The sequence below is a fragment of the Allgaiera indica genome, assembly GCF_900106675.1.
Classification (GTDB): domain Bacteria; phylum Pseudomonadota; class Alphaproteobacteria; order Rhodobacterales; family Rhodobacteraceae; genus Acidimangrovimonas; species Acidimangrovimonas indica.
Genome location: NZ_FNOB01000002.1, coordinates 265,822 through 285,772, shown reverse-complemented (window position 1 = coordinate 285,772; position 19,951 = coordinate 265,822). Strand labels below are relative to the sequence as shown.

Genomic DNA, 19,951 nt, shown 5'->3' with positions numbered 1-19,951 from the left:
GGTGGCCTCCGTGGTGCTTGCGCACGATTTCCAAGATATTACGGATCGCAAGAATTGCGGTCAACAACAAATGAATTAATACTTGCTAGACTTCATGTATAGAATTTGATAATTCTTTCGATAGATCTTGCCCGGGGAGTCCCGGATTCGTTGATGCCGCTCTTGCCGAGAGGTCCCGCCATGTCCGCCTTCCCAGCCCTTCTTCTGCGCCGGGCTTTGGCCGTGCTGGGTCTGGGCCTGAGTCTTGCGCTGCTTGTGCCGGGGCCGGGACGGGCCGAGGTGCGCATCAAGGACATCGCCCAGTTCGAGGGCGTGCGCGACAACCAGTTGGTGGGATACGGTCTGGTCGTGGGGCTGAACGGGTCCGGCGACACGCTGCGCAACAGCCCTTTCACGCGCAAGTCGATCGAGGGCATGCTGGAACGCCTGGGCGTCGGTAACCTTAGCCAGGACGCGATCAAGACGCGCAACACCGCGGCGGTGATGGTGACGGCGAAGCTGCCGCCGTTCTCGCGCCGGGGATCGACCATCGACGTGACGGTGTCGTCGCTGGGCGACGCGACCAGCCTGCGCGGCGGGACGCTGATCGTGACGCCGCTGACCGGCGCCGATGGCGAAATATATGCAGTGGCCCAGGGGCCGGTGGCGGTGGCCGGCTACAATGCCAAGGGCAATGCGGCCAGCGTGACCTCCGGCGTGCCGACCGCGGCGCGCATCGCCAACGGCGCCATCGTCGAGCGCGAGGTGAAGTTCGATCTGAATTCTCTTGGTTCCGTGCGGCTGGCGCTGCGCACCCCCGATTTCACCACCGCCGAGCGGGTCCGCGACGTGATCGACGGCAAGCTGGGGGCGGGAACGGCACGGGTGCTAGACAGCGGCACGATCCAGGTGCGGCGCCGTGGCAAGGAGGATATCCCCGGTATGCTGGCCTCGATCGAGAGGCTGCGGGTAAAGGCCGACAGCGTCGCCAAGGTGGTGATCGACGAAAAGACCGGTACCATCGTGATCGGGGAAAACGTCCGCATCGACAGGGTGGCGATTTCCGAGGGCGGCCTGACCGTGAAGGTGCGCGAACATTACAAGGTCAGCCAGCCCAAGCCCCTGTCGATCGGCAATACCGTGGTGGTGCCCGAGACCAATCTGAAGGTCGAGGAGAAGAACACCAAGTTCACCGTGCTCGACGGCGATGTCAGCCTGCAGGATCTGGTCGACGGGCTGAACGCGATCGGGGTCACGGCGCGGCAGACCATCGGCATATTGCAGGCGATCAAGGCCGCCGGCGCGCTGCATGCGGAACTGGAGATCATCTAGCCCATGGTCGATGCCCCCGCCTCCCGCATACCTGTCCGCAACCCGTTGCCGCAGCCGATGGGCGCGGCCGCCAGCGACACGATCGCGGCCAAGCGCAAGGCGGTGGCGAAGGATTTCGAGACCGTATTCCTGGGTCAGATGGTCGATCAGATGATGAAGACGGTAAAGCTGGGCCCGATGGACGGCGGCCATGCGCAGGAGATGTGGCGCAGCTTTCTGTCGCGCGCCATCGCCGAACAGATTTCCCGGACCGACAGCACCGGCATAGCCCGATCGGTCGAACACATGCTGCAGGCCTATGGCACGAAAGGAACCCGCACATGACACCCGAACCCGGTCGTCTGGCACGCCGTATCGCCGCCCGCCGCGCCCATGGCGACGTCGCGCCGATGTCGGACGAGGACGCCCAGAACCTGGCGCAGTTCGACGCCGACATAGCCGCCGTGACCGAGGTGCTGCACGCCGAAATCGCCGCGATCGAGGCCGGCCGCATCGATGCGGTGACCGATCTTTATCCGCGCAAGGCAGAGCTGTTGAAGCGGATCGAGGTGCTGATGCCGGTGGTCGAGCCCTTCCTGAGCGCACGGATCGACACCGATCCTGACCTGCGCGACCGCCTGGTCGCCCTGAAGGCCGCGGTCAGCGAGGACGGCGCGTTACTGGAGAGGATCTCGGAGGCGACGACCGCGATCGTGCGCGAGATCGACAAGATCCGCGACCGCCACAGCCTGAACGGCCTTTACGGCAAACGCGGCGAGCGCCGGGTCGACCCGTCGCAGACCCCTCGCGGGATTGACAAGACTTTGTGATTTCGCCACTTTTTCGACACAATTGAAGCAGGGCAAAGCGGTTTCTGTGACCCGATCGACACGCTCGCGTTAACCATCCCTTAACCTTCTCCGCAAGTTTCATCTCCACGGTTCAGACCGTTTCCCGACAGAATGCGGGAGTGATTGAGAAAGAAACCTCAACGGAGAACAGAAAATGTCTTCGATTCTGACCAACTCTGCCGCCATGACCGCGCTTCAGACCCTGAAGCAGGTCAACCAGGGCCTTCAGCAGACCCAGGACCGCATCTCGACCGGCCTGAAGATCCAGTCCGCCAAGGACAACGCGTCGTACTTCGCCATCTCGCAGCAGATGAAGGGCGACAGCGGGATGTACAAGTCGATCAACGAGTCGCTGACGATGACCAAGAACTCGGTCTCGACGGCAAGCCTTGGTGCCTCGACGGTGAACGATCTGACGCAGCAATTCGTGCAGCAGGTGTCGTTCGCCCAGGGCTCCTCGGTCGACCACGTCAAGGTGCAGGCGACGCTGGACAGCCTGGTGTCGCAGATCAAGACCACGATCAGCCAGGCCACGTTCAACGGCAATGATCTTGTCAACAGCAACTCCGCGGTGACCGTGGTGACCGGGGTCAGCCGGGCGGGCGGTACCTTCGCGACGACGACCATGACCTTCAACAAGGTCAATCTCGCGTCGATCGCGTCGACGTTGGGCACGATCAAGATCGGCTCGGCCAACGTCACTGCCTCTACGCTTTCGGCCGCGCTGACCACCGCGCAAACCCAGCTGACCAGCGCGATCAACGCGGCGACCACCATGGGCGTCGCCGAGACCTCGCTGACCACGCAGCAGGACTTCCTGTCCAAGCTGACCAACAAGCTGGATGCCGGTGTGGGCAGCATGGTCGACGCGAACATGGAGCAGGAAGCGGCCAAGCTGCAATCCTACCAAGTGCAGCAACAGCTTGCGACCCAGTCTCTGTCGATCGCCAACAAGGCGCCGCAGAACATCCTGAGCCTGTTCCGCTGACGCGACCCGGGTTGGGAACGGACGGGGCGGGGCCTTCGGGGCCCGCCCCACCGGCGCCAGAAAGGCACCGCGCCGCGCCCCGCCCGGATCACGTTGACAGAAGTTAACGCAATCCGTCGCCTCAACCGGAGCATTTTCAATGAGTTACGCCGCCGCCTATCAGCGCACGCTCACCGAAACCGAAAACCCGCGCCAAATCGAACGCCGGCTGATGGCCCGCGTCACCGGGGATCTGGAACGCCACCTGCCGCAGTTTACCGCCGCCGCCGACCTTCGCGCCCGGCTGGAGGTGCTGGCCAACGGCCTGGGCCAGGCGATCTGGGAAAACCAGCGCCTGTGGCTGAATTTCGTCTCTGATCTGTCCGAACCCGAGAACGCGCTGCCGCCGCAGTTGCGTGCCGGGCTGATCTCGATCGGTCTTTGGGTCGAACGCCATTCGCAGCAGGTGCTGCGCGGCATGGCCGATCCGCGGCCGCTGGTCGAGGTGAACCAGAACATCGTGAACGGACTGGCCGGCATCGGCACCAGCCCCCGCATCGCCGAGGAGGCCTGACATTGGCGCTGAAGATCACGCTGAAACCGCATGAACGCATGGTGGTCAACGGCTGCGTCATCCGCAATTCCGACCGCCGCCATGTGCTGATGATCGAGAACCGCGCCGATGTGGTGCGGGGCGAGGATCTCTTGGGTGAGGACATCCCGGCGACGCCGGTGAAAGAGGCCTATTTCCTGATCCAGACGGCGCTGATCCAGCCCGATCTGCGCTCGGTCCTGGTGCCGAAGATCCAGACCCGTCTGGTCGATATCGCGACGATCTACAGCGTGCATATGACCGATGGCGTGTTCGAGGCCGCGAATTTCGTCGCGGTGCATGATTTCTACAAGGCGATGGCGGCGCTGCGCGCGCTGATGCGCCACGAGGAAGAGGTTCAGGCGACACTGGACGCCCAACTGGAGCGCGACACGCCGCAGGCGCCGCTTGCCGGGGTGCTCGCGCCCGGCGCAGAACCGGAACTCGCCGGGGAATAGGAGGCGTCGATGCTTTCGATCACGGGGATGAGCAGCCAACTGGCGCTGAAGCTTCTGGACGCGACCCAGACGCGCGAGATGACGCTGATCCAGGACAGCCCGGCGAATGCCCGTGCGATCCAGAAGTTCAAGGATCAGGTGGCGTCGATCACCACGGCCAAGGATCTGGTCAAGAATTACGACGTCTACAGCTTCGTCATGGGGGCCTACAATCTGAAGGATCAGATGTTTGGCAAGGCGATGATCCAGAAGATCCTGGAAAGCGACAAAAGCCAGCCCGGATCGCTGGTCAGCAAGATGACGGATTCGCGGTTCACCACCTTCTACGACGCGATGGGGTTCACCGCGAATGGCACCCAGAACAGCAATTTCGCCAATCCCGCCTGGCAAGACAAGGTGGTTCAGCGTTTCGTGCAGCAGACCTATATCAACGACGAGGCGAAGCAGAACGCCACCGTCGGCGTCGCGCTGGAATTTCGTCAGAAGGCGCCCTCGGTCAAGTCCTGGTATGACATCCTCAAGGACAAGAACATGGGCGCCTTCATGCGCCGGGTTCTGAATATCCCTGACGGCGTGGTGAACCAGACACTGGATCAGCAGGTCAAGATCTTCCAGCAGAAATACGATATCACCAAGCTGAAGGACCCGGCCGAGATGCAGAAGCTGGTGCAGAAATATGTCATCATGTCGGATGCGCAGAATGCCGCGGCGACGACGGCGAACAACCCCGCGGTCTCGCTGGTCACCGATGCGGTCAACAGCGGCTCGGGGGCCTATGTTCCGGCGACGCTGGATATCTCGACCATCGACATGAGCGGCTTTTCGGCCGGCAGGCTTTACGGCTAGTCCGGGCGGGCGCCGGAGCAGGGGCACAGGCCGCGCGATCGTCACGGGCAGCGCCATGCTCGTCCCCGGGGGCCGCGCGGCAAAGGACGCCGGTGCTTCCCAGCCCAGGCTCAGGCTGTCGCGGGGCCTGCGCCCGGCAAGGGCCCGTGGCGGAAGCCGCAGCTTAGCCGCGCGTCCCAGGCGCGGGCCAATGCCTCGGCCTGGGTGCGGATCAGGCGCGCGAATTCGGCCGGCAAGGGCGCCTCGCTGAAGACCTCCAGCGTGATGTGGTCGCCAAGCCGCCGAGCATCCAGTTGAATCGCGCCCGCCTCGGGCAAATGCCCCGAAAGCCGCGCGAATTGTGCCGCCAGCGCTTCTGTCAGCGCGGGCCGGGGGGCTTCGGCGGGCGGGGGTTCGGTCCGGGGCACCTCGGCCGCCGGCGGTTCCGCGCCCGAGGCCAGGGTCCAGTCGACCAGGTCCAGCGGGTCGCGCCGGGGCGATCGCGGAGCCTCTGCCGCCTGGGTCGGCGGGGGCGCATCATCGGTGGTTTCCTCTTCCGTCACGCCGGTATCCGCGAAGGCCGCGCCCTTGCGGCCGCCGCGTCGGGTGGCGCGGGTTGCGGATGGGCCGGCCGGGCCCGGAAACAGCGCCGCGATCAGCCCATACAGCGGCGCGCCGGGCGGCGGCGCGGCGCCCGGTGCCCCACCGCCGGGCAGGATCGGGGCCAGGCCGGCAAGCGCGGCCGACGGCAGATGCGGGGTTGGCGCCCCCGTCACCAGGGCCGAAGGCTGCGGCGGGGCCACCGGCGCGGCGGCACCCGGCCCGGGGCCAGGCGCCGGAGCCGAGACGGGCGCGGCGCCGGGGCGCAGAAGCTCGGCCTCGATCCGGCCGGTCTGGGGATTCATCCGCAGGCGCACCCGGTCGCCCGGCATCAGGCCCGCCGCGACTTCGGCGGCGATCACCAGGCCCAATGCGGTGGCGATGCGCGCGCCGCCCTCGGCCAGCATCGAAGAGACGCGCCCGTCGATCCAGCCCGACTGCGCCAACTGCCGCAGCGCGGCGCTGCCGGCGGGAAGCGGCAGGGGCGGCAGGCTGCCGGCCCCGGTGGGCCCGCCCAGACTCATTCGATCAGTACGTCGTCGTCATCGTCCATCGGCAGCCTGATCACCTCTTCCTCGGCCAGTTCCAGCGCGCCGTCGATCAGCTGCGCCTGGGCGTTCTGCACCTCGCGCCCGCGCACCGGGCCCATCGCGTTCATCTCTTCGATCAGCATGTCGCGCGAGCGCTGCGGCAGCGCCTGAAGGAAGTAGTCGCGCACCTCCTTCTTGGCGCCGCGCAACGCCAGCGGCAGGGTCTGGCCCTCGACCGTGCGCATCACCTTGGCCAGGCTGCCCAGATCCAGCCGCATGAGATCGTCGAAGGTGAACATCTTGGCCTTGATCGCGCCGAAGGCTTCGGGCACGCGCTTTTCCAACTCTTCGCTGACTTCCTCGAACAGGTTGGAATCGAGCTTGTTGAACAGGTCGGCCATGCGCTGCTGGGTGTCGGGCGCGGCGCTGCGCGACGCGGCGGTCAGGAATTCCTGGCTCAGGGTTTCCTCGATCTGCGCAAGGGCATGGCGCGGCACCTGGTCGATGGCGATCATCCGCTCGGTCACCTCGACCATGCGCGCCTGGCCCAGCAGCGGCAGCACCTTGGCGGCTGTGTCGGGCTTCACCTTGGTCAGGATCGCGGCGACGGTCTGGTCGTGCTCTCCCTTGATGAAGCCCGCGATCACCTGCGGATCGAGCGACGAGAAGTGATCCCAGATGTTGCGCCCCAGCAGCGGGCCCTGGATTTCTCCCATGATCTCTCCGACCCGGCCGTCGGGCAGGAAGCCGCGCAGCATCGACGCGGCCATTTCCATGGATCCCACCACCGTCGAGCCCGACGACGCCGAAGAGAGGAATTCGTTGATCACCTCCTCGACCTGGGCCTGCGGGATCGTGCCCAGCCCCGAGATCGCCCGGGTGATTGCGTGAATGTCAAATTCATCGAGCCGCTTCATCAGCTCGGATCCGTGCTCTTCCCCCAGGCACAGGAACAGGATGGCGGCCTTTTCCGGCCCGGTCAGGCGGCGCGGCTTGTCGGCAGAGGGGCGGGCAAGGTTGGCGGTGGCGTTCATGCGCATGGGCGTGTCCCGTGTCAGCCCCCGCCCGCATAGGCGAGGTAGGAATGCATCAAGCTTCCGGCCAGCATATACCAGCCGTCGATCAGCACGAAGAAGATCACCTTGAACGGCAGCGAGATCATCACCGGCGGCAGCATCATCATGCCGGCGCTCATCAGCACCGAGGCGACGATCAGGTCGATCGCGATGAAGGGCAGGTAAATGAGAAAGCCGATGGTGAAGGCGCGGCGCAGTTCCGAGATCATGAAGGCCGGCACCAGCACCCGCCAGCTGGCCTGTTCGGGCGTGGCGGGCACCGGCGGCGCGGGCGCGGCCTTGGCGCCCTGGGCCGGTTGCGGCGCGGTCAGGTCCTGAAACAGTGCGATGTCCTTGGGGCGGGTGTTGACGAACATGAAGGCCTTGAACGGCGCACCGATCAGCGGAAAGGCCTGTTCCTCGGTGATCTTGTTCTGCATCAGGGGTTGCAGCCCCTGGTTCCAGGCGTCGTTGAAGACCGGCTGCATGACGAAGAAGGTCATGAACAGCGCCATCGCCGACAGCACCATGTTCGGTGGTGTCTGGTTCAGCCCCAGTGCCGAGCGTAGCATCGAAAAGACGATCACGAAGCGGGTGAAGGAGGTCATCACCACCAACAGCCCCGGCGCGATCGACAAGGCCGTCATCAGCGCGATCAACTGCAACAGCCGCCCGCTGAGCGAGGCCGTGTTCCCCGCCGTGGCCTGCGGCCCGTTCAGGCCCTGCGCCAGCCCCTTCAGCAGATCGCCCGCGCCGGCGGCAAAGCCCGCATCCCCACCCGCCTGCTGTGCCATGGCGGCGGCGCCCGCCAGCACCAGCGGCAGGGCCAGAAGCAGCGCGCGGCACAGCGCGGGGGAGGGACGGCGCGGCATCGCGATCAGCCGGCCCGCTTGCTGACGTAATCCTTGACGATCTCGGTCAGGGTCACGCCGATGCGGTTCTCGCCCACCTTGACCAGATCGCCGCGCGCCACCAGGCGGTCATTGATCATCACGTCCACCGGTTCGCCGATCTTCTTGTCCAGCTCGATCACCGAACCCCGCGACAGGCTGAGAAGCTGCGAGATCGGCATCCGTGCATGGCCCAGCACGATCTGCACGTTCAGGCCCACGTTCAGCATCGCGTTGATGTTGTGGCCGCCGGCCTCGGCGGTCTGGGCGTTGACCATGGTCTCGATCACCGTCTCGGCCGCGCCGTCGTGGGGCGCGGCGGCGGCAGCGGCGGCGGGATCAGCGCCCGGCGCGGCGGGTTGGGTCGGATCTGTTTCGGACATCAGGTGGCCTTCTTGGACATGGTGGTTTCGGGGGCCGAGGCCGAGGCCGCGCCGCCGACCGCCGGGGCCAGCAGCGCCGCCGCGTCCTTCAGCGCATCCAGGATCGCGTCGCAGACATCGGCGTAGCTGTATTCGGCAAAGCCGTCCTCCCACGAGACATGGGCATTGCCCGGCGCAAGCGAGGGATCGGCGACGATCTCGGTCTGGTCGGCGCCCAGGCGCCCGGCAGTCAGCGCTTCCAGTTCCGGCGCCATCAGGTCGCGGGTGACCGGCGAAAGCCGGATCCGCAGCCGCGGCCGGCCAAGCGCCAGGCCGATCAGGCGGCGGATCTCCTCGGCCGCGGCGGCGGCCGACCGCTGGGCGATGAATTCGGGAAACACGCGCTCGCAGACCGACAGCGCGAAATCCAGAAGCTGCCCTTCCAGCGCCGTGCGATGCGACAGCCGGTCGGCCAGCATCCGGTCGAGCTTGGGCGTCAGTGCCTCCAGCGCGGCGGCACGGCGGGCCTCGATCCGACCCAGCGCCTCGGCCTCGCCCGCGGCATGGCCTTCGGCTAGGCCGCGCTCATGCGCGATGCGGGCGGCGGATTCGGCGGCGGCGGACAGATCGTCCGAGGTGTAGATCGCGGCCCGGGCGCGGGCGGCGGCGCGGGCCTCTTCTTCCAGTTCCGCGTCGAAATCTCGGTGATAGACGGAATTCATTTCGCCGGGACCTCCTCTGCCAGCCAGCCGCGCAGGACCTTCATCGCCTCGGTCGGATCGTCATCGACGAAACGGCGGATTGCGTCGACGCGGCGCTTGAGCTTGTTGCCGTGCACCGCCAGCGCCCCCATGAATTCGTCTTCCTCGGGGTCGAGGCCGGCGAGGTTGGGCATATGCGGCGCGGGCAGGGTGCGCGCGGCGTCGACCGTGGCGTTGGGGGTTGCCGGCACGGGGTGTGCGGCGGCGCCCGCGCCGTCCTTGTGCTGCGCTGGCGCGGCGGCGACGCCGGGCAGGGCGGGGCGGGCATCGGGGGCCGACAAGGCCGCCGCCTGGGCCGGGTCGCCGGCATGGGCGGAGCGTTCCTTCAGTGCGGCCAGCATCGGGCGCACGCCGAAGATCAGCGCCAGCGCCACCACCGCCAGCCCCAGCAGCCAGCGCAGGATCGCCACCGAATTGTTCGAAAGCCGCTGCATCAGGGTCGGGCCGACCGGTTCCCCCACATCCATCGAGTAATCCATGAACCGCAGGCTTTCGACGGAAACGGAATCGCCGCGCTTGGCCTGGTACCCGATCGCCGATTCCACCAGCGTCTTGAGGCGCGCGATCTCTTCGGCCGATCGCGGCTTGTAGGTGACCTTGCCGTCCTTGCCCACGTCGTAGATGCCGTTCACCAGCACCGCGACCGAAACCCGCTGGACTGCCCCCGCCTCGGTCGTCGTCTCGGACCGGGTCGAGCCGATCTCGTAGGTCGTCGATTCGTTTGTCTTCGACGAGGCATTGGTATTGCCGGTGGCGCTTTGCGGTCCCTGCAGCGCCGGCGGCAGATTGGCGCCCACGCCGACCTGGCCGCCGGATTTGCTATCCTGCGCCTTGGCCTGGCTGGTGCTGGTCGAGCGCACCACCTGCTGATCGGGGTTGTAGCTTTGGCTGACCACGACATTGCGCGAATGGTCCAGGCTGACCGAAACCTGCACCCGCGCGTTGCCCGCGCCGACCCGGGCGGACAGGATCTGCTCGATATTGCGCGCCATCCGGTCCTCGATCGCGGATTTCGACCCCTCCAGCGAGGCGGCGTTGTCGCTGCCGCTGTCCTCGGCCAGGATCGTGTCGCCGCGCGCCGACAGCACGGTGACGCGGCCCGGGGACATCTCGGCCACCGCGGCGGCGATCAGGTTGCGGATCGCCAGCGCCTGACGCCGGCTGACGGTATGCCCCGCCGCCGCCCGCACGATCACCGAGGCGCTGGGCTCGGGCGCCGTACGCGCAAAGGCCTGGCGGTCGGGCAGCACCAGATGCACCCGCGCGCTCTGGATCCCGTCGAGCGTCTGGATCGAGCGGGCCAACTCTCCTTCCATCGCGCGCAAGCGGTTGATGTGCTGCATGAAACTGTTCATGCCCAGGCCCGAGGAATTGTCGAAGATCTCCCAGCCTGGCTCGCCGTCCGAGGGCAGCCCCTTTTCGGCCAGCGCCATGCGCGCGCGCGCCACGTCCGGGCGCGGCACCCGCACGCTGGCGCCGTCGGCGCTGACCTGGTTGGTGATCCCCGCCTTGTCGAGCGCATCGACCATCGAGGCCGCCGAGGCCGGCGACAACTGACTGTAAAGCGTGGTGTAATCCGGCGCCGTCAGCAGCGACAGGCCGAACAGCAACGATACCACCCCGGCTAACCCGGCGCCCCCCAGGATCATCAGCCGCCGAGGGCCGAGCGCGCGAAGATTGTCGATGATCTGCTTCACGGTGCCGCCATTCATTGGATCTTCTGCATGAATTCATCATAATCTATCCTTGTAAAGAAAGTAAAGATTAAGTTTATGCTTGCATCGAATTGGCTTTCGGGGGAAATATTGTGGTCAATTGGTAAGGACAGTAAGCAAAGCCATGGTTGATGCCGCCGCCAACGAAGATCAAGAGCCCCAGGGTCGAGACGGCTTTCTCGGCCGCCGCCGGGGGCTGATCCTGCTGGCGCTGGGGCTGAGCGTGGTGGCGCTTGCGGGGGGGGCCTGGCTGGGTCTTGCGGGGCGCGACGCTGCGGCGACGGACCAGGCCGGCCGACCCGGCGCGAAGGTCGCGGCCGATGCGGGCCACGGCGGCGCAGGTGCGGCCGCGGCGGATGAGGCGGTGTCGGGGACGCTGGATTTCAAGGATATCGTGGTGAATGTTTCCGGCAGTTCGGCCAGCGGCCAGCCGACCGAACGGCTGATGAAGATCCGCTTCGACATGACCTATGCCGACCCCAAGAAGAACAACTCGTTGATGGAGAAGAAGAAACCCTATCTGCGCGAGGCAATCCTGTCCTATCTGCGCCAGTTGCATGAGGCCGATCTGCGCGGGTCGGACGGGCTTTTCCTGCTCAAGGCCGAGCTTTTGAAACGCGCGCGCGCCGTGGTCGGCAACGACGCGCCGCAGGAATTCCTGATCGTCGATCTGGTGATGCAATGAGCGACACCGCCCCTTCCACCGCCGAGGCGCATCTTGAGGAAGAGCTGATCCGGCGCGCGACGCTGAACTATGAGTCGCTGCCGATGCTCGAGGTGATCGCCGAGCGGATGGTGCTGTCCTTGACCTCGTCCTTCAAGACGCTGACGGCCTCGGTGGCCGAGGCCAAGATGCGCGATTTCAGATATGCCTCCTACGGTGATGCGATGGCCGCGCTGCCACGGCACGGGATGCTGGCGGTCTGCCAGGCGACGCCCTGGGGCGGGCATGTCCTGGTGTCGATGGACGGCGATTTCGTCTTTTCGGCGCTGGAATTGATGCTGGGCGGGCGGGCCGAGCGCATCACCTCGCGCCCGGTCGAGCGCGGCTTCACCTCGATCGAGCGCCGCATGGGCCAGCGGCTTGCCGAAGTGGTGCTGAAGGATCTGGCCGAGGCGCTGCATCAGGTCGCCGAGGTCGAGCTGAAGGTAGAGCGGATGGAGGTGAACCCGCAATTCGCGATCATCGCCCAGCCCTCCAGCCCGGCGGTGCTGATGCAGATCGACGTGGTGTTCGAGGCCAGCCGCGGCAAGATCGCGCTGGTGCTGCCCTATGGCACGCTGGACCCGGTCAAGCGCAAGCTGACCAAGGTGTTCTATGGCGAGCGCCTGGGCGGCGATGACGCCTGGCGTAGCCATTTCACCGACCGGATCGAACATTCCACAATCAGCCTGACCGCGCAGTTGCACGAACGCAGCTTTCCGATGGCCGAGGTGCTGGGCTGGAAGGTCGGCGACACGATCGACCTGCGGCTGTCGGACGACCAGCCGGTGACGATGCTATGCGCCGGGATCGAGATGTTCCAGGGCGTCATGGGCAAGCGGCAGAACGGGTCGGCCGCGGTGCGGGTAACCGAAGATCTTCATGGACGGGAAGGATTGAACTATGATCTCCTTGGCGACTAACCTCTTGATCCTTGTCCTGCTGGCCGGTGTGATGGGCTATGCGATGCTGTTGTCGCGCCGGGTGGCACGGCTGATGGACGCGTTGCAGGAACTGGGGCCGATGGTGGCTGCGTTTTCCGCGGCGGTGGACAAGTCGGAACAATCGGTGGCCGAGTTGAAGGGCGCCACCGACGAGGCCCTGCGCGGCGCCGCCGAAGCCACCGTCGCCGAAGCCGCGGCGCTGCGTGACGCGGTGGCGCCGGTCTCGTTTTCATCCGTGCGCCGGCGTCCGGTCGCGGGGATGACCCGGCTGACCGGCAAATCCGACCTGGTCAAAAGCTTTTTCGAGCGCAGCCGCACCGCGCGCGGCGAGGCCGCAGGGCAATGGTGACGGTCACGCCCTTCAAGCTGATGATCGGCCTGTTGGCGGTGGCGGGGGCCGCGAAAGCCGCGACCAGCCTGCCCATCGCACGGCAAGACACGGCACCGGCGCGGCTGATCCTGGCCGCGGCCTCGGCCCCTGCTTCGGCCCCCGCCCCGGCTGCTGCGGCGGCCAAGGCGGGGGGGCAGCCAGCCAAGGCAGAGGCCGTGGTTCCCGCCGCGACGGCCGTGGCACCTTCGGCGCCGGCGAAGTGCCAGACGCCCGAGGAGATCTTGCAATCCTTTCAGCAAGAGCGCGCGCTGATCGACCGCCAGAAGGCAGCGCTGGCCGCCCGCGAGGCGAAGCTTTCTCTCGCGCGTCAGGGGGTTGATACCGAGACCCAGCGCCTGAAGGCGCTGAAGGCAGAGGTCGCGGGGCTGCTGAAGAAGGCAACCGCGGCGCATGACGCCGATCTGGAGCGGCTGGTGAAGCTATATCAGACGATGAAGCCGCAAGATGCCGCCGCGATTTTGAACAGTTCGGATCTTGAAGTGACCGTGATGGTCCTGTCGACGATGAACGAACGCAAGGCCGCGCCGATCATGGCCCAGATGGCGCCCGACCGGGTGCGCGCGGTGTCGAAGATCATTCTGGAACGCGCGAAACTGCCGGGAGACCAGAATGTCGTGCGGGTCAAGCTGAACGACTGATCGCACGGCCGCGCGCCGCGCCGGGCCCGTCGTTGACGGTGGGCGGCTATTCCGGCAGCCGCAGCTCCGATCCCTCGGGCGGCTTGCGGCGGATGTTGCGGCGCAGGTCCAGCACATAGCCGATGATCTCGGCCACCGCCTGCCAATGTTCGACCGGCACGGCCTCATCGATCTCGACCTTGGCGTGCAGCAGGCGCGCAAGCGGCTTGTTTTCGATCACCGGCACGTCGTGGGCCCGGGCCAGTTCGCGGATGTGGCGGGCCATCAGATCAGTGCCCTTGGCGACGCAGACAGGGGCCGTGTCGCGGCCCATCTCATAGCGCAATGCCACGGCGAAATGGGTCGGGTTGGTCAGGATCACGCTGGCCGTGGGCACCGCCTGCGCGGCGCGCTGGCGGGCCCGTTTGCGCTGGATCTGCTGGCGCTTTCCCTTGAGCAGCGGATCGCCCTCCTGTTCCTTGTGCTCGTCGCGCAACTCCTTCAGCGTCATGCGCTGCTTCTTCAGCCACGACAGCCGCTTCCAGATGATATCGGCCAGCGCAACGGGCAGCAGGAAGGCGCAGGCGGCGGCCAGCAGAAGTGCCGCGAAATGGCCGATATAGGCGGGCAGGGCCTCGGGCTGCAGGCCGGGGCCTTGCCAGATGTCGGTGACCGCGTCGCGGGTGAACCAGATCGCCAGCATGCCGATCACCAGCACCTTGGCCACGCTCTTGAGGAACTCGACGAAGGCCGTCGGGGCGAAGAGGCGCTTGAACCCGGCAAGGGGAGAGATCTTGTCGGGTTTCGGCTGGATGCGATCGACGGCCACGACCGTCTCGCCCTGGATCAGCACGCCAAACAGCGCCGCCAGCGCGATGCCGCCCAGGATCGGCAGCACCGGGCGCGCCAGCGACAGTGCCAGATCGTGCAGGATGTGGCCCACGTCCGACAGCCCCGCCTGGCCGGTGCCCACCTGCACCTGACCGGCGGCCGCGAAAGCCCCCGACAGCGCGCCGGCCAGCGGCCCCGCGATCTGCGGCAGCGCCAGCACGACGATCAGCAACAGCGCGAAGAACGCCATCAGTGCGCCCGGCTCGCGCGAGGACGGCACATCGCCCTGCTTGCGCGCATCGCGCAGCTTCTTCTCGGTCGGCTGCTCTGTCTTGGAACTCTTGTCGTCGTTTTCGTCGGCCATTCGCGCGCGCCCCTAGAAGACGAAGCTTCCGAACCACTGCGAGAAGCGGTCCATGAAGGTGTGCAGCATCGACGGCACGGCGACGGCAAGGATCAGAAAGCCCGCGCCGATCAGCACCGATCCGGCGACGAAGAACACCGGCAGGTTGGGCATCATCCGGTTCGCCAGCCCCAGGCCCAGGTTCAGGATCATCCCCATCACCAGAAACGGCGCCGCCAGCGTCAGCCCGATGTAAAAGCTCGCCTGCACGGCCTTCACCATCTGGCTGGCCATGTCGCCCAGGATCGGCTGGCCGAAGGGAAACACCTGGTAGGAATACAGCAGCGCCCGGATGATGACGTAATGAGTGTTGGTGGCGAACATCGCCGCCAGCCCGCCGACCAGCAGGAAGGTGGCCACCATCGTGGCGCCCTGGAAGCTGCCCAGGCTGGGCCCGAAGGCATTGGCCAGCCCCGACACCTGGCCGATCTGGGCGCCGGCGAATTCCAGCGCGGTAAAGATCGCCCGCGCCGCCAGCCCGATCCACAGCCCCACCGTCACCTCGGCCGCCATCAACCGCGCCACCATCGCCAGATCGCCCGCCGGGATCGGCGGCACCGGCGTCGCGGGATAAAGCGCCAGGCAGATCACCAGCGCCAGCGCCAGCCGGGCCCGCGCGAAGACATAGCTTTCGCCGAAGCCCGGCATGAAGACCAGCGCGCTGCCCAGCCGCGCGACGACCAGCAGGAAGCCCATCACCTGGCCGCTGACGAAGGCCTCCAGCCCGTAACCCGGCCCCATCGCGTCACTCCCCGATCGTGCCAAGGGTGCGCAGCGCGGCCTTGCGGTGGATCTCGTTGTGGGAAATCACCTGGGTCATCGGGCTGACACGTTCCAGCATCGAGCGCACGAAGTGGCGCACCTCGGGGCTGACCATGATCGCCGGCCATTCGTCGCGTGCCGCGAATTGCTGGATCAGCTTGCGCGCATCCATCACGAATTCCTGCACCCTTTGCGGCGACATCAGAAGGTTGCGCTCGCCGTTGTTGATCCGCACGGCCTCGGTGAATTCGTTTTCCCAGGCCGCCGACATCACCAGCACCGGCACGAAGCCTGCCGGATCCGTCAATGCCTTGCAGATCTGGTTGGCCAGCCGCGCGCGCACGTGATCGGCGATCATCGCCACGTTCTGGCTGCGCGCGCTGACCTCGGCCACCGCCTCGACGATCAGCGGCAGATTGCGGATCGACACGCGCTCGGCCAGAAGCGCCTGCAGCACCTGTTGCAGCAGCACCGCTGGCTGCGGCGTGGTGATTTCGCTGACCAGCTTCTGATAGTCGTGGTCGAGCTTCTTGATCAGATCCTGGGTGGCGCCATAGGTCAGAAGCTCGGGCATGTGCTCCTTGATGACCTCGGTCATATGGGTGGTGACCACGCTTTCGGGGTCGACGACGGTATAGCCCTGACGCTCGGCCTCGCCGGACCGGGCCGGATCGATCCACAGGGCGGACAGCCCGAAGGTGGGTTCCTTGGTTGCCTCGCCGGGGATCTCCAGCGGCTCTCCCGAGGGGTTCAGCACCATCATCGCGGTCGGGCGGACCTCGCCGCTGGCGACCTCGACGCCTTGCACGAGGATCGCGTAGCCGTTGGTCGGCAGGCCCGCGTTGTCCTTGATGCGCACGGCGGGCAGGACAAAGCCGAAATCCTTGATGAACAGGTTGCGCAGGCTTTTCACCTTGCCCGGCAGCGCCGAGTCGATGGACGAGATCAGCGGCACCAGCCCGGCGCCCAGTTCCAGCCGCAGATCGTCCAGATGCAAAAGGTCCTGGGTGGTTTCCTCGCCCTCGGCACTGGCGGCGCGGGCGTCGGCCTCGGCGCGGGCGTCGGCCTCTAAGCGGGCGCGCGCCTGGTTTTGCATCGTGTAGCCCAGACCCCCCATCAGCGCGGCCAGCATCAGGAAGACCAGCGTCGGAAAGCCCGGCAGAAGCCCGATGCCCAAGAGCAGCCCTGCCGCCATGTAAAGCGCCTTGGGAAAGTTCGACAGCTGCCCCAGTACGGCCTCGTTTGCCGCGCCCACGGTGCCGCCCTTGGTCACGATCAGGCCCGCGGCCAGCGACACCACCAGCGCCGGGATCTGGGTGACAAGCCCATCGCCGATGGTCAGCGTGGTGTAGTTGGTCATCGCCTGGCTGATGGTCAGCCCGTGCTGCACCACGCCGATCAGGATGCCGCCGACGATGTTGATGCCGGTAATGATCAGCCCGGCCACCGCATCGCCGCGCACGAATTTCGACGCACCGTCCATCGCGCCGAAGAACCCGCTTTCGTCCTCCAGCTCCTTGCGGCGGCGGCGGGCTTCGGTCTCGTCGATCAGTCCGGCGCCCAGGTCGGCGTCGATGGCCATCTGCTTGCCGGGCATCGCATCCAGCGAGAAGCGCGCCGAGACCTCGGCGATCCGGGTCGAGCCCTTGGTGATGACCACGAAGTTGATCACCACGAGGATCGCGAAGATCACGATCCCGATGACGAAATCGCCCGAGACGATGAAGCGTGAAAATCCCTCGATCACGCCGCCGGCGGCGTCCGGGCCGGTGTGGCCGCGCGACAGGATCAGCCGGGTCGAGGAGATGTTCAGCGACAGCCGCAGCATCGTCACCATCAGCAGGATGGTGGGGAAGGAGTTGAAATCCAAGGGCCGCGGGATCCACAGCGCGACCATCAGGATCAGCACCGACAGCGACAAAGAGATCGCCAGCCCGAAATCCAGCAGGATCGGCGGCAGCGGGACGAACAGCATCCCCAGCACCATGATCACGCCGAAGGCGAAGCCGATGTCGCGGTTCTGCAGGCCCCAGCGGGCCCAGAGGGGTGGGTTGGTGCTCTGGCTGCTCATGGGCTTAGAACTCCTGCCGGAAGTTGGGCAGCACGGGTTGCAGGGCGTGGGTGGAATAGATCGACACGCGTGGCGCGTCGGCGCCGCCGGACAGTGCGGCCCACCAGCCGATGCCGGGTTGGGGCTCGGGCGCGGCAGGTTGCGGCGCGGCGGCGGGCGGCGCGGCGGCCGAAGCGGTCAGGACCCGCGCGCCCAGCCGGTCGGCCAGGCCCGGGGCGCGGGCATTGGCGACCTCGATGTTGCGGCTCAGCGACGCAAGGTAGCGGTTGCGTGCCTTGTCGTTCAGCGAATGGTAGGAACCGGCGGCCTTCAGCCAGTTGCCGGTGCGCGCGTGAAGGTCGCGCAGGAAGCGCGCCGCGTAATCGACATTGGCCGCCGGGTCGAAGGCCTGATCGAGGCTGGTGAAGGCGTCGGGGTGCCAGCGCAGGTTCACCTGCATGCAGCCGACGTCGATCGATGTCACCCCCGCGGCCTGGCGCGCGCGCACCCAGGCCTTGGCGCGGTCCGCGGTGTCGAACATCCGCCCGTCGCCGGCCGCGTTCACCGTCCAGGGCCAGACCGTCAGCCTGCCGCCGCGCTTCAGCCCCGCTTCCTGCAGGCCCACTGCCAGCAGCAGGTTGCCGGGGATGTCATAGCGCGCCTGGGCCGACATGATCGCGGAAAGGCAGGCGTCGGCCGACACCACCGGCCGCGCCCGCCGCCCGGCCGGGGATCCGGGTGCGGCGGAAACCGCGGCGGGCGGGTCGGGCCGTTCGGTCGGCGTGTAGAAGCCGGCCCAGCCGTCGGCGCCCGCCGGCACCGCGGCAAGCGCCGTCAACAGGGATGCGGCAAGCAGCGGGCGAATGGGGCGCTTCATATTCCGCCCGCCGTGATGATGTCGAAGACATGCAGCGCCAGCTTGTCGAGCGTGGCAAAGATGAAGGGAAGCGTCAGGATCAGCCCCAGGAAGATCGCCGCGATCTTCGGCACGAAGGTCAGCGTCATCTCCTGGATCTGGGTCAGCGCCTGGAAGAAGGCGATGCCGAGGCCCACGATCAGCGCCAGCGCCAGGATCGGACCCGAGGCGATCAACACCGCCCAGATCGTCTGGGTCAGGATCGCGTAGACGTCGGTCTGATCCATCCCGCCCCCTCAGATCGGCATCTGCATGATCTGCTGATAGGCCTCGACCAGCTTGTTGCGCACCGCGACCCCCACCTTGACGGTGCTTTCCAGCGACATCGTCGCCTCGACGACGCTTTGCGTATCGACCTTGCCGGCCAGCCCCGCCTGCACCGTGGCCTCGGCCTGGCGGGTGGTCTGGATCGCATCGGTCGCGGCCTTGCCGACCATCTCGGCGAAGGTTTCGCCACCGGCCTTGCCGATCGGTTCCGCCGCGGCGGGTCCGCCTTGCAGGGCGCGTGCGCTGCCATAGGCGCCGCGCGCCAGGGAAGCCGAAAGGACCGGGCCTAAATCGCTCATCACGCACCTATTTCAGCAGATCGACGATCTGCTGTTCCATCTTTCGCCCGCTTTCGAGCATGTTGATATTCGCCTCGTAGCTGCGCGAGGCCTCGCGCATGTTCGACATCTCGAGGATCGGGTTGACGTTGGGCAGCTTGACATAGCCCTGGGCGTTCGCGGCCGGGTTGCCCGGATCGTAGCGGATGCGGAAATTGCCGGGGTCCTGGCCGATGTCTGTCACCTTCACCTCGGCCGCGCCGGTGGCCTGATCGACCATCGTCCCGAAAGAGATCGTCTTGCGCCGGTACGGGTCCGACCCCGGCGTGGTGCCCGTCGATTCCGCGTTGGCGACGTTCTCGGACACGATCTTCAAGCGCTCCGCCTGCGCCCGCAGGCCGCTGGCGGCGATGTTGGCGATGGATTTCAATGCGTCGTCCATGGCGTCCCCTTCCCCCTTAATCCGTCCTGCCCGACCCGACCGTGTCACTTGCCCGTCGCGGCCAGGGACAGAAGCTCATTGGCCTTGCGGTACAGATTGGCCGCCAGGCGGTATTGCACCGCGGTCTCGCCCGCCTTCACGGTCTGCTGTTCCAGCACCACCGTGTTGCCCGACAGATCGCCGCTCCAACTGTCGGGCGCGTCCACGGTGGCCACCGGCACCGCGCTGCCGAAGGGTTCCGCCGCGGCCGCACCGCTGTCGGTCGCCTGTGAAACCGCCTGGACATAGCTTTCGAACGGCGCCACGTCGCGGGCCCGGTAGCCCGGCGTGTCGCCATTGGCGATGTTCTCGGCGATCACCTTCTGGCGCGACGACAACCATTCGAGTCGGTCCGAAGCCAAGCGAAAAAAGGATATTTGGTCCAGATTCATCTTGTTTGGTCCTTGCGTTG

General features: G+C 66.6%; 25 protein-coding genes. 11 read left to right on the top strand and 14 right to left on the bottom strand.

Features of this window, described 5'->3' with window-relative positions; genetic code table 11:
* Positions 1-180: 180 nt before the first annotated feature.
* The 7 genes from BLV97_RS03070 to BLV97_RS03040 all read left to right on the top strand — a co-directional run bounded on the left by BLV97_RS03070 (position 181) and on the right by BLV97_RS03040 (position 5,004).
* On the top strand, positions 181-1,311 hold the full coding sequence (locus BLV97_RS03070; RefSeq protein ID WP_035841757.1) for a flagellar basal body P-ring protein FlgI: 1,131 nt from the start codon (positions 181-183) through the stop codon (positions 1,309-1,311).
* Positions 1,312-1,314: 3 nt separating this feature from the next.
* Entirely contained in the window at positions 1,315-1,635 is a 321-nt protein-coding gene (locus tag BLV97_RS03065) for a rod-binding protein (RefSeq protein ID WP_035841755.1), read from the top strand.
* Positions 1,632-2,120 carry a flagellar protein FlgN gene (locus tag BLV97_RS03060; protein ID WP_035841753.1) on the top strand — a complete coding sequence of 163 codons (489 nt, stop codon included), beginning with the start codon at positions 1,632-1,634 and terminating at the stop codon, positions 2,118-2,120. The genes BLV97_RS03065 and BLV97_RS03060 overlap by 4 nt, the downstream gene beginning before the upstream one ends.
* A gap of 175 nt (positions 2,121-2,295) precedes the next feature.
* Entirely contained in the window at positions 2,296-3,129 is an 834-nt protein-coding gene (locus BLV97_RS03055) for a flagellin N-terminal helical domain-containing protein (RefSeq protein WP_035841751.1), read from the top strand.
* 139 nt (positions 3,130-3,268) lie between these two features.
* Positions 3,269-3,682 carry a flagellar biosynthesis regulator FlaF gene (gene flaF, locus BLV97_RS03050; RefSeq protein WP_035841749.1) on the top strand — a complete coding sequence of 138 codons (414 nt, stop codon included), beginning with the start codon at positions 3,269-3,271 and terminating at the stop codon, positions 3,680-3,682.
* Between the two features lie 2 nt (positions 3,683-3,684).
* Positions 3,685-4,158 carry a flagellar biosynthesis repressor FlbT gene (locus BLV97_RS03045; RefSeq protein WP_051646025.1) on the top strand — a complete coding sequence of 158 codons (474 nt, stop codon included), beginning with the start codon at positions 3,685-3,687 and terminating at the stop codon, positions 4,156-4,158.
* Between the two features lie 9 nt (positions 4,159-4,167).
* Entirely contained in the window at positions 4,168-5,004 is an 837-nt protein-coding gene (locus tag BLV97_RS03040; RefSeq protein ID WP_035841747.1) for a DUF1217 domain-containing protein, read from the top strand.
* Positions 5,005-5,114: 110 nt separating this feature from the next.
* Here the strand turns inward: BLV97_RS03040 and BLV97_RS03035 are convergent, their stop codons facing one another.
* The 6 genes from BLV97_RS03035 to fliF are packed head-to-tail and all read right to left on the bottom strand — an operon-like array spanning position 5,115 to position 10,893.
* On the bottom strand, positions 5,115-6,107 hold the full coding sequence (locus tag BLV97_RS03035) for a hypothetical protein (protein ID WP_035841745.1): 993 nt from the start codon (positions 6,105-6,107) through the stop codon (positions 5,115-5,117).
* Positions 6,104-7,153 (bottom strand): flagellar motor switch protein FliG, encoded by a 1,050-nt coding sequence (locus tag BLV97_RS03030; protein ID WP_244520951.1) that lies wholly within the window; start codon positions 7,151-7,153, stop codon positions 6,104-6,106. The genes BLV97_RS03035 and BLV97_RS03030 overlap by 4 nt, the downstream gene beginning before the upstream one ends.
* 14 nt (positions 7,154-7,167) lie before the next feature.
* A complete protein-coding gene (gene fliP, locus BLV97_RS03025) occupies positions 7,168-8,040 on the bottom strand; it encodes a flagellar type III secretion system pore protein FliP (RefSeq protein WP_244520950.1) in 873 nt (290 codons plus the stop codon).
* Between the two features lie 5 nt (positions 8,041-8,045).
* Positions 8,046-8,441 (bottom strand): flagellar motor switch protein FliN, encoded by a 396-nt coding sequence (gene fliN / locus BLV97_RS03020; RefSeq protein WP_035841741.1) that lies wholly within the window; start codon positions 8,439-8,441, stop codon positions 8,046-8,048.
* A complete protein-coding gene (locus BLV97_RS03015; RefSeq protein WP_035841739.1) occupies positions 8,441-9,142 on the bottom strand; it encodes a FliH/SctL family protein in 702 nt (233 codons plus the stop codon). Before BLV97_RS03015 ends, fliN begins: the two co-directional genes overlap by 1 nt.
* Complete coding sequence (fliF, locus tag BLV97_RS03010; protein ID WP_244520949.1) at positions 9,139-10,893, bottom strand: flagellar basal-body MS-ring/collar protein FliF; 1,755 nt, start codon at positions 10,891-10,893, stop codon at positions 9,139-9,141. Before fliF ends, BLV97_RS03015 begins: the two co-directional genes overlap by 4 nt.
* A gap of 127 nt (positions 10,894-11,020) precedes the next feature.
* Here fliF and BLV97_RS03005 point away from each other — a divergent pair, with 127 nt between their 5' ends.
* From BLV97_RS03005 to BLV97_RS02990, 4 genes are read left to right on the top strand one after another with little or no spacing between them, the layout of a single operon-like run.
* A complete protein-coding gene (locus BLV97_RS03005) occupies positions 11,021-11,581 on the top strand; it encodes a flagellar basal body-associated FliL family protein (protein WP_051646024.1) in 561 nt (186 codons plus the stop codon).
* Positions 11,578-12,522, top strand: a complete 945-nt coding sequence (locus BLV97_RS03000) for a flagellar motor switch protein FliM (RefSeq protein ID WP_092163940.1) — start codon at positions 11,578-11,580, stop codon at positions 12,520-12,522. The genes BLV97_RS03005 and BLV97_RS03000 overlap by 4 nt, the downstream gene beginning before the upstream one ends.
* A complete protein-coding gene (locus BLV97_RS02995) occupies positions 12,503-12,892 on the top strand; it encodes a hypothetical protein (protein ID WP_092163939.1) in 390 nt (129 codons plus the stop codon). The genes BLV97_RS03000 and BLV97_RS02995 overlap by 20 nt, the downstream gene beginning before the upstream one ends.
* A complete protein-coding gene (locus tag BLV97_RS02990) occupies positions 12,886-13,572 on the top strand; it encodes a MotE family protein (protein WP_051646021.1) in 687 nt (228 codons plus the stop codon). The genes BLV97_RS02995 and BLV97_RS02990 overlap by 7 nt, the downstream gene beginning before the upstream one ends.
* 46 nt (positions 13,573-13,618) lie before the next feature.
* Here the strand turns inward: BLV97_RS02990 and BLV97_RS02985 are convergent, their stop codons facing one another.
* Genes BLV97_RS02985 through BLV97_RS02950 form a run of 8 tightly spaced genes read right to left on the bottom strand, consistent with a single transcriptional unit; the run spans position 13,619 to position 19,931 of the window.
* Positions 13,619-14,746 (bottom strand): EscU/YscU/HrcU family type III secretion system export apparatus switch protein, encoded by a 1,128-nt coding sequence (locus BLV97_RS02985; protein ID WP_035841705.1) that lies wholly within the window; start codon positions 14,744-14,746, stop codon positions 13,619-13,621.
* 12 nt (positions 14,747-14,758) lie between these two features.
* Positions 14,759-15,526, bottom strand: a complete 768-nt coding sequence (locus BLV97_RS02980; protein ID WP_035841704.1) for a flagellar biosynthetic protein FliR — start codon at positions 15,524-15,526, stop codon at positions 14,759-14,761.
* Between the two features lie 4 nt (positions 15,527-15,530).
* Positions 15,531-17,618, bottom strand: coding sequence for a flagellar biosynthesis protein FlhA (flhA, locus tag BLV97_RS02975; RefSeq protein WP_035841702.1), 2,088 nt, complete (start codon positions 17,616-17,618; stop codon positions 15,531-15,533).
* Positions 17,619-17,622: 4 nt separating this feature from the next.
* On the bottom strand, positions 17,623-18,474 hold the full coding sequence (locus BLV97_RS02970) for a lytic transglycosylase domain-containing protein (RefSeq protein ID WP_035841701.1): 852 nt from the start codon (positions 18,472-18,474) through the stop codon (positions 17,623-17,625).
* Positions 18,471-18,740: a flagellar biosynthetic protein FliQ gene (locus tag BLV97_RS02965; protein ID WP_035841700.1), complete on the bottom strand. Its 270-nt coding sequence runs from the start codon at positions 18,738-18,740 to the stop codon at positions 18,471-18,473. The genes BLV97_RS02970 and BLV97_RS02965 overlap by 4 nt, the downstream gene beginning before the upstream one ends.
* A 9-nt stretch (positions 18,741-18,749) precedes the next feature.
* Positions 18,750-19,079 carry a flagellar hook-basal body complex protein FliE gene (gene fliE / locus BLV97_RS02960; protein WP_035841698.1) on the bottom strand — a complete coding sequence of 110 codons (330 nt, stop codon included), beginning with the start codon at positions 19,077-19,079 and terminating at the stop codon, positions 18,750-18,752.
* 7 nt (positions 19,080-19,086) lie between these two features.
* Complete coding sequence (flgC, locus tag BLV97_RS02955) at positions 19,087-19,500, bottom strand: flagellar basal body rod protein FlgC (RefSeq protein WP_035841697.1); 414 nt, start codon at positions 19,498-19,500, stop codon at positions 19,087-19,089.
* 44 nt (positions 19,501-19,544) lie between these two features.
* Entirely contained in the window at positions 19,545-19,931 is a 387-nt protein-coding gene (locus BLV97_RS02950) for a flagellar basal body protein (protein ID WP_035841696.1), read from the bottom strand.
* Positions 19,932-19,951 lie beyond the last annotated feature (20 nt).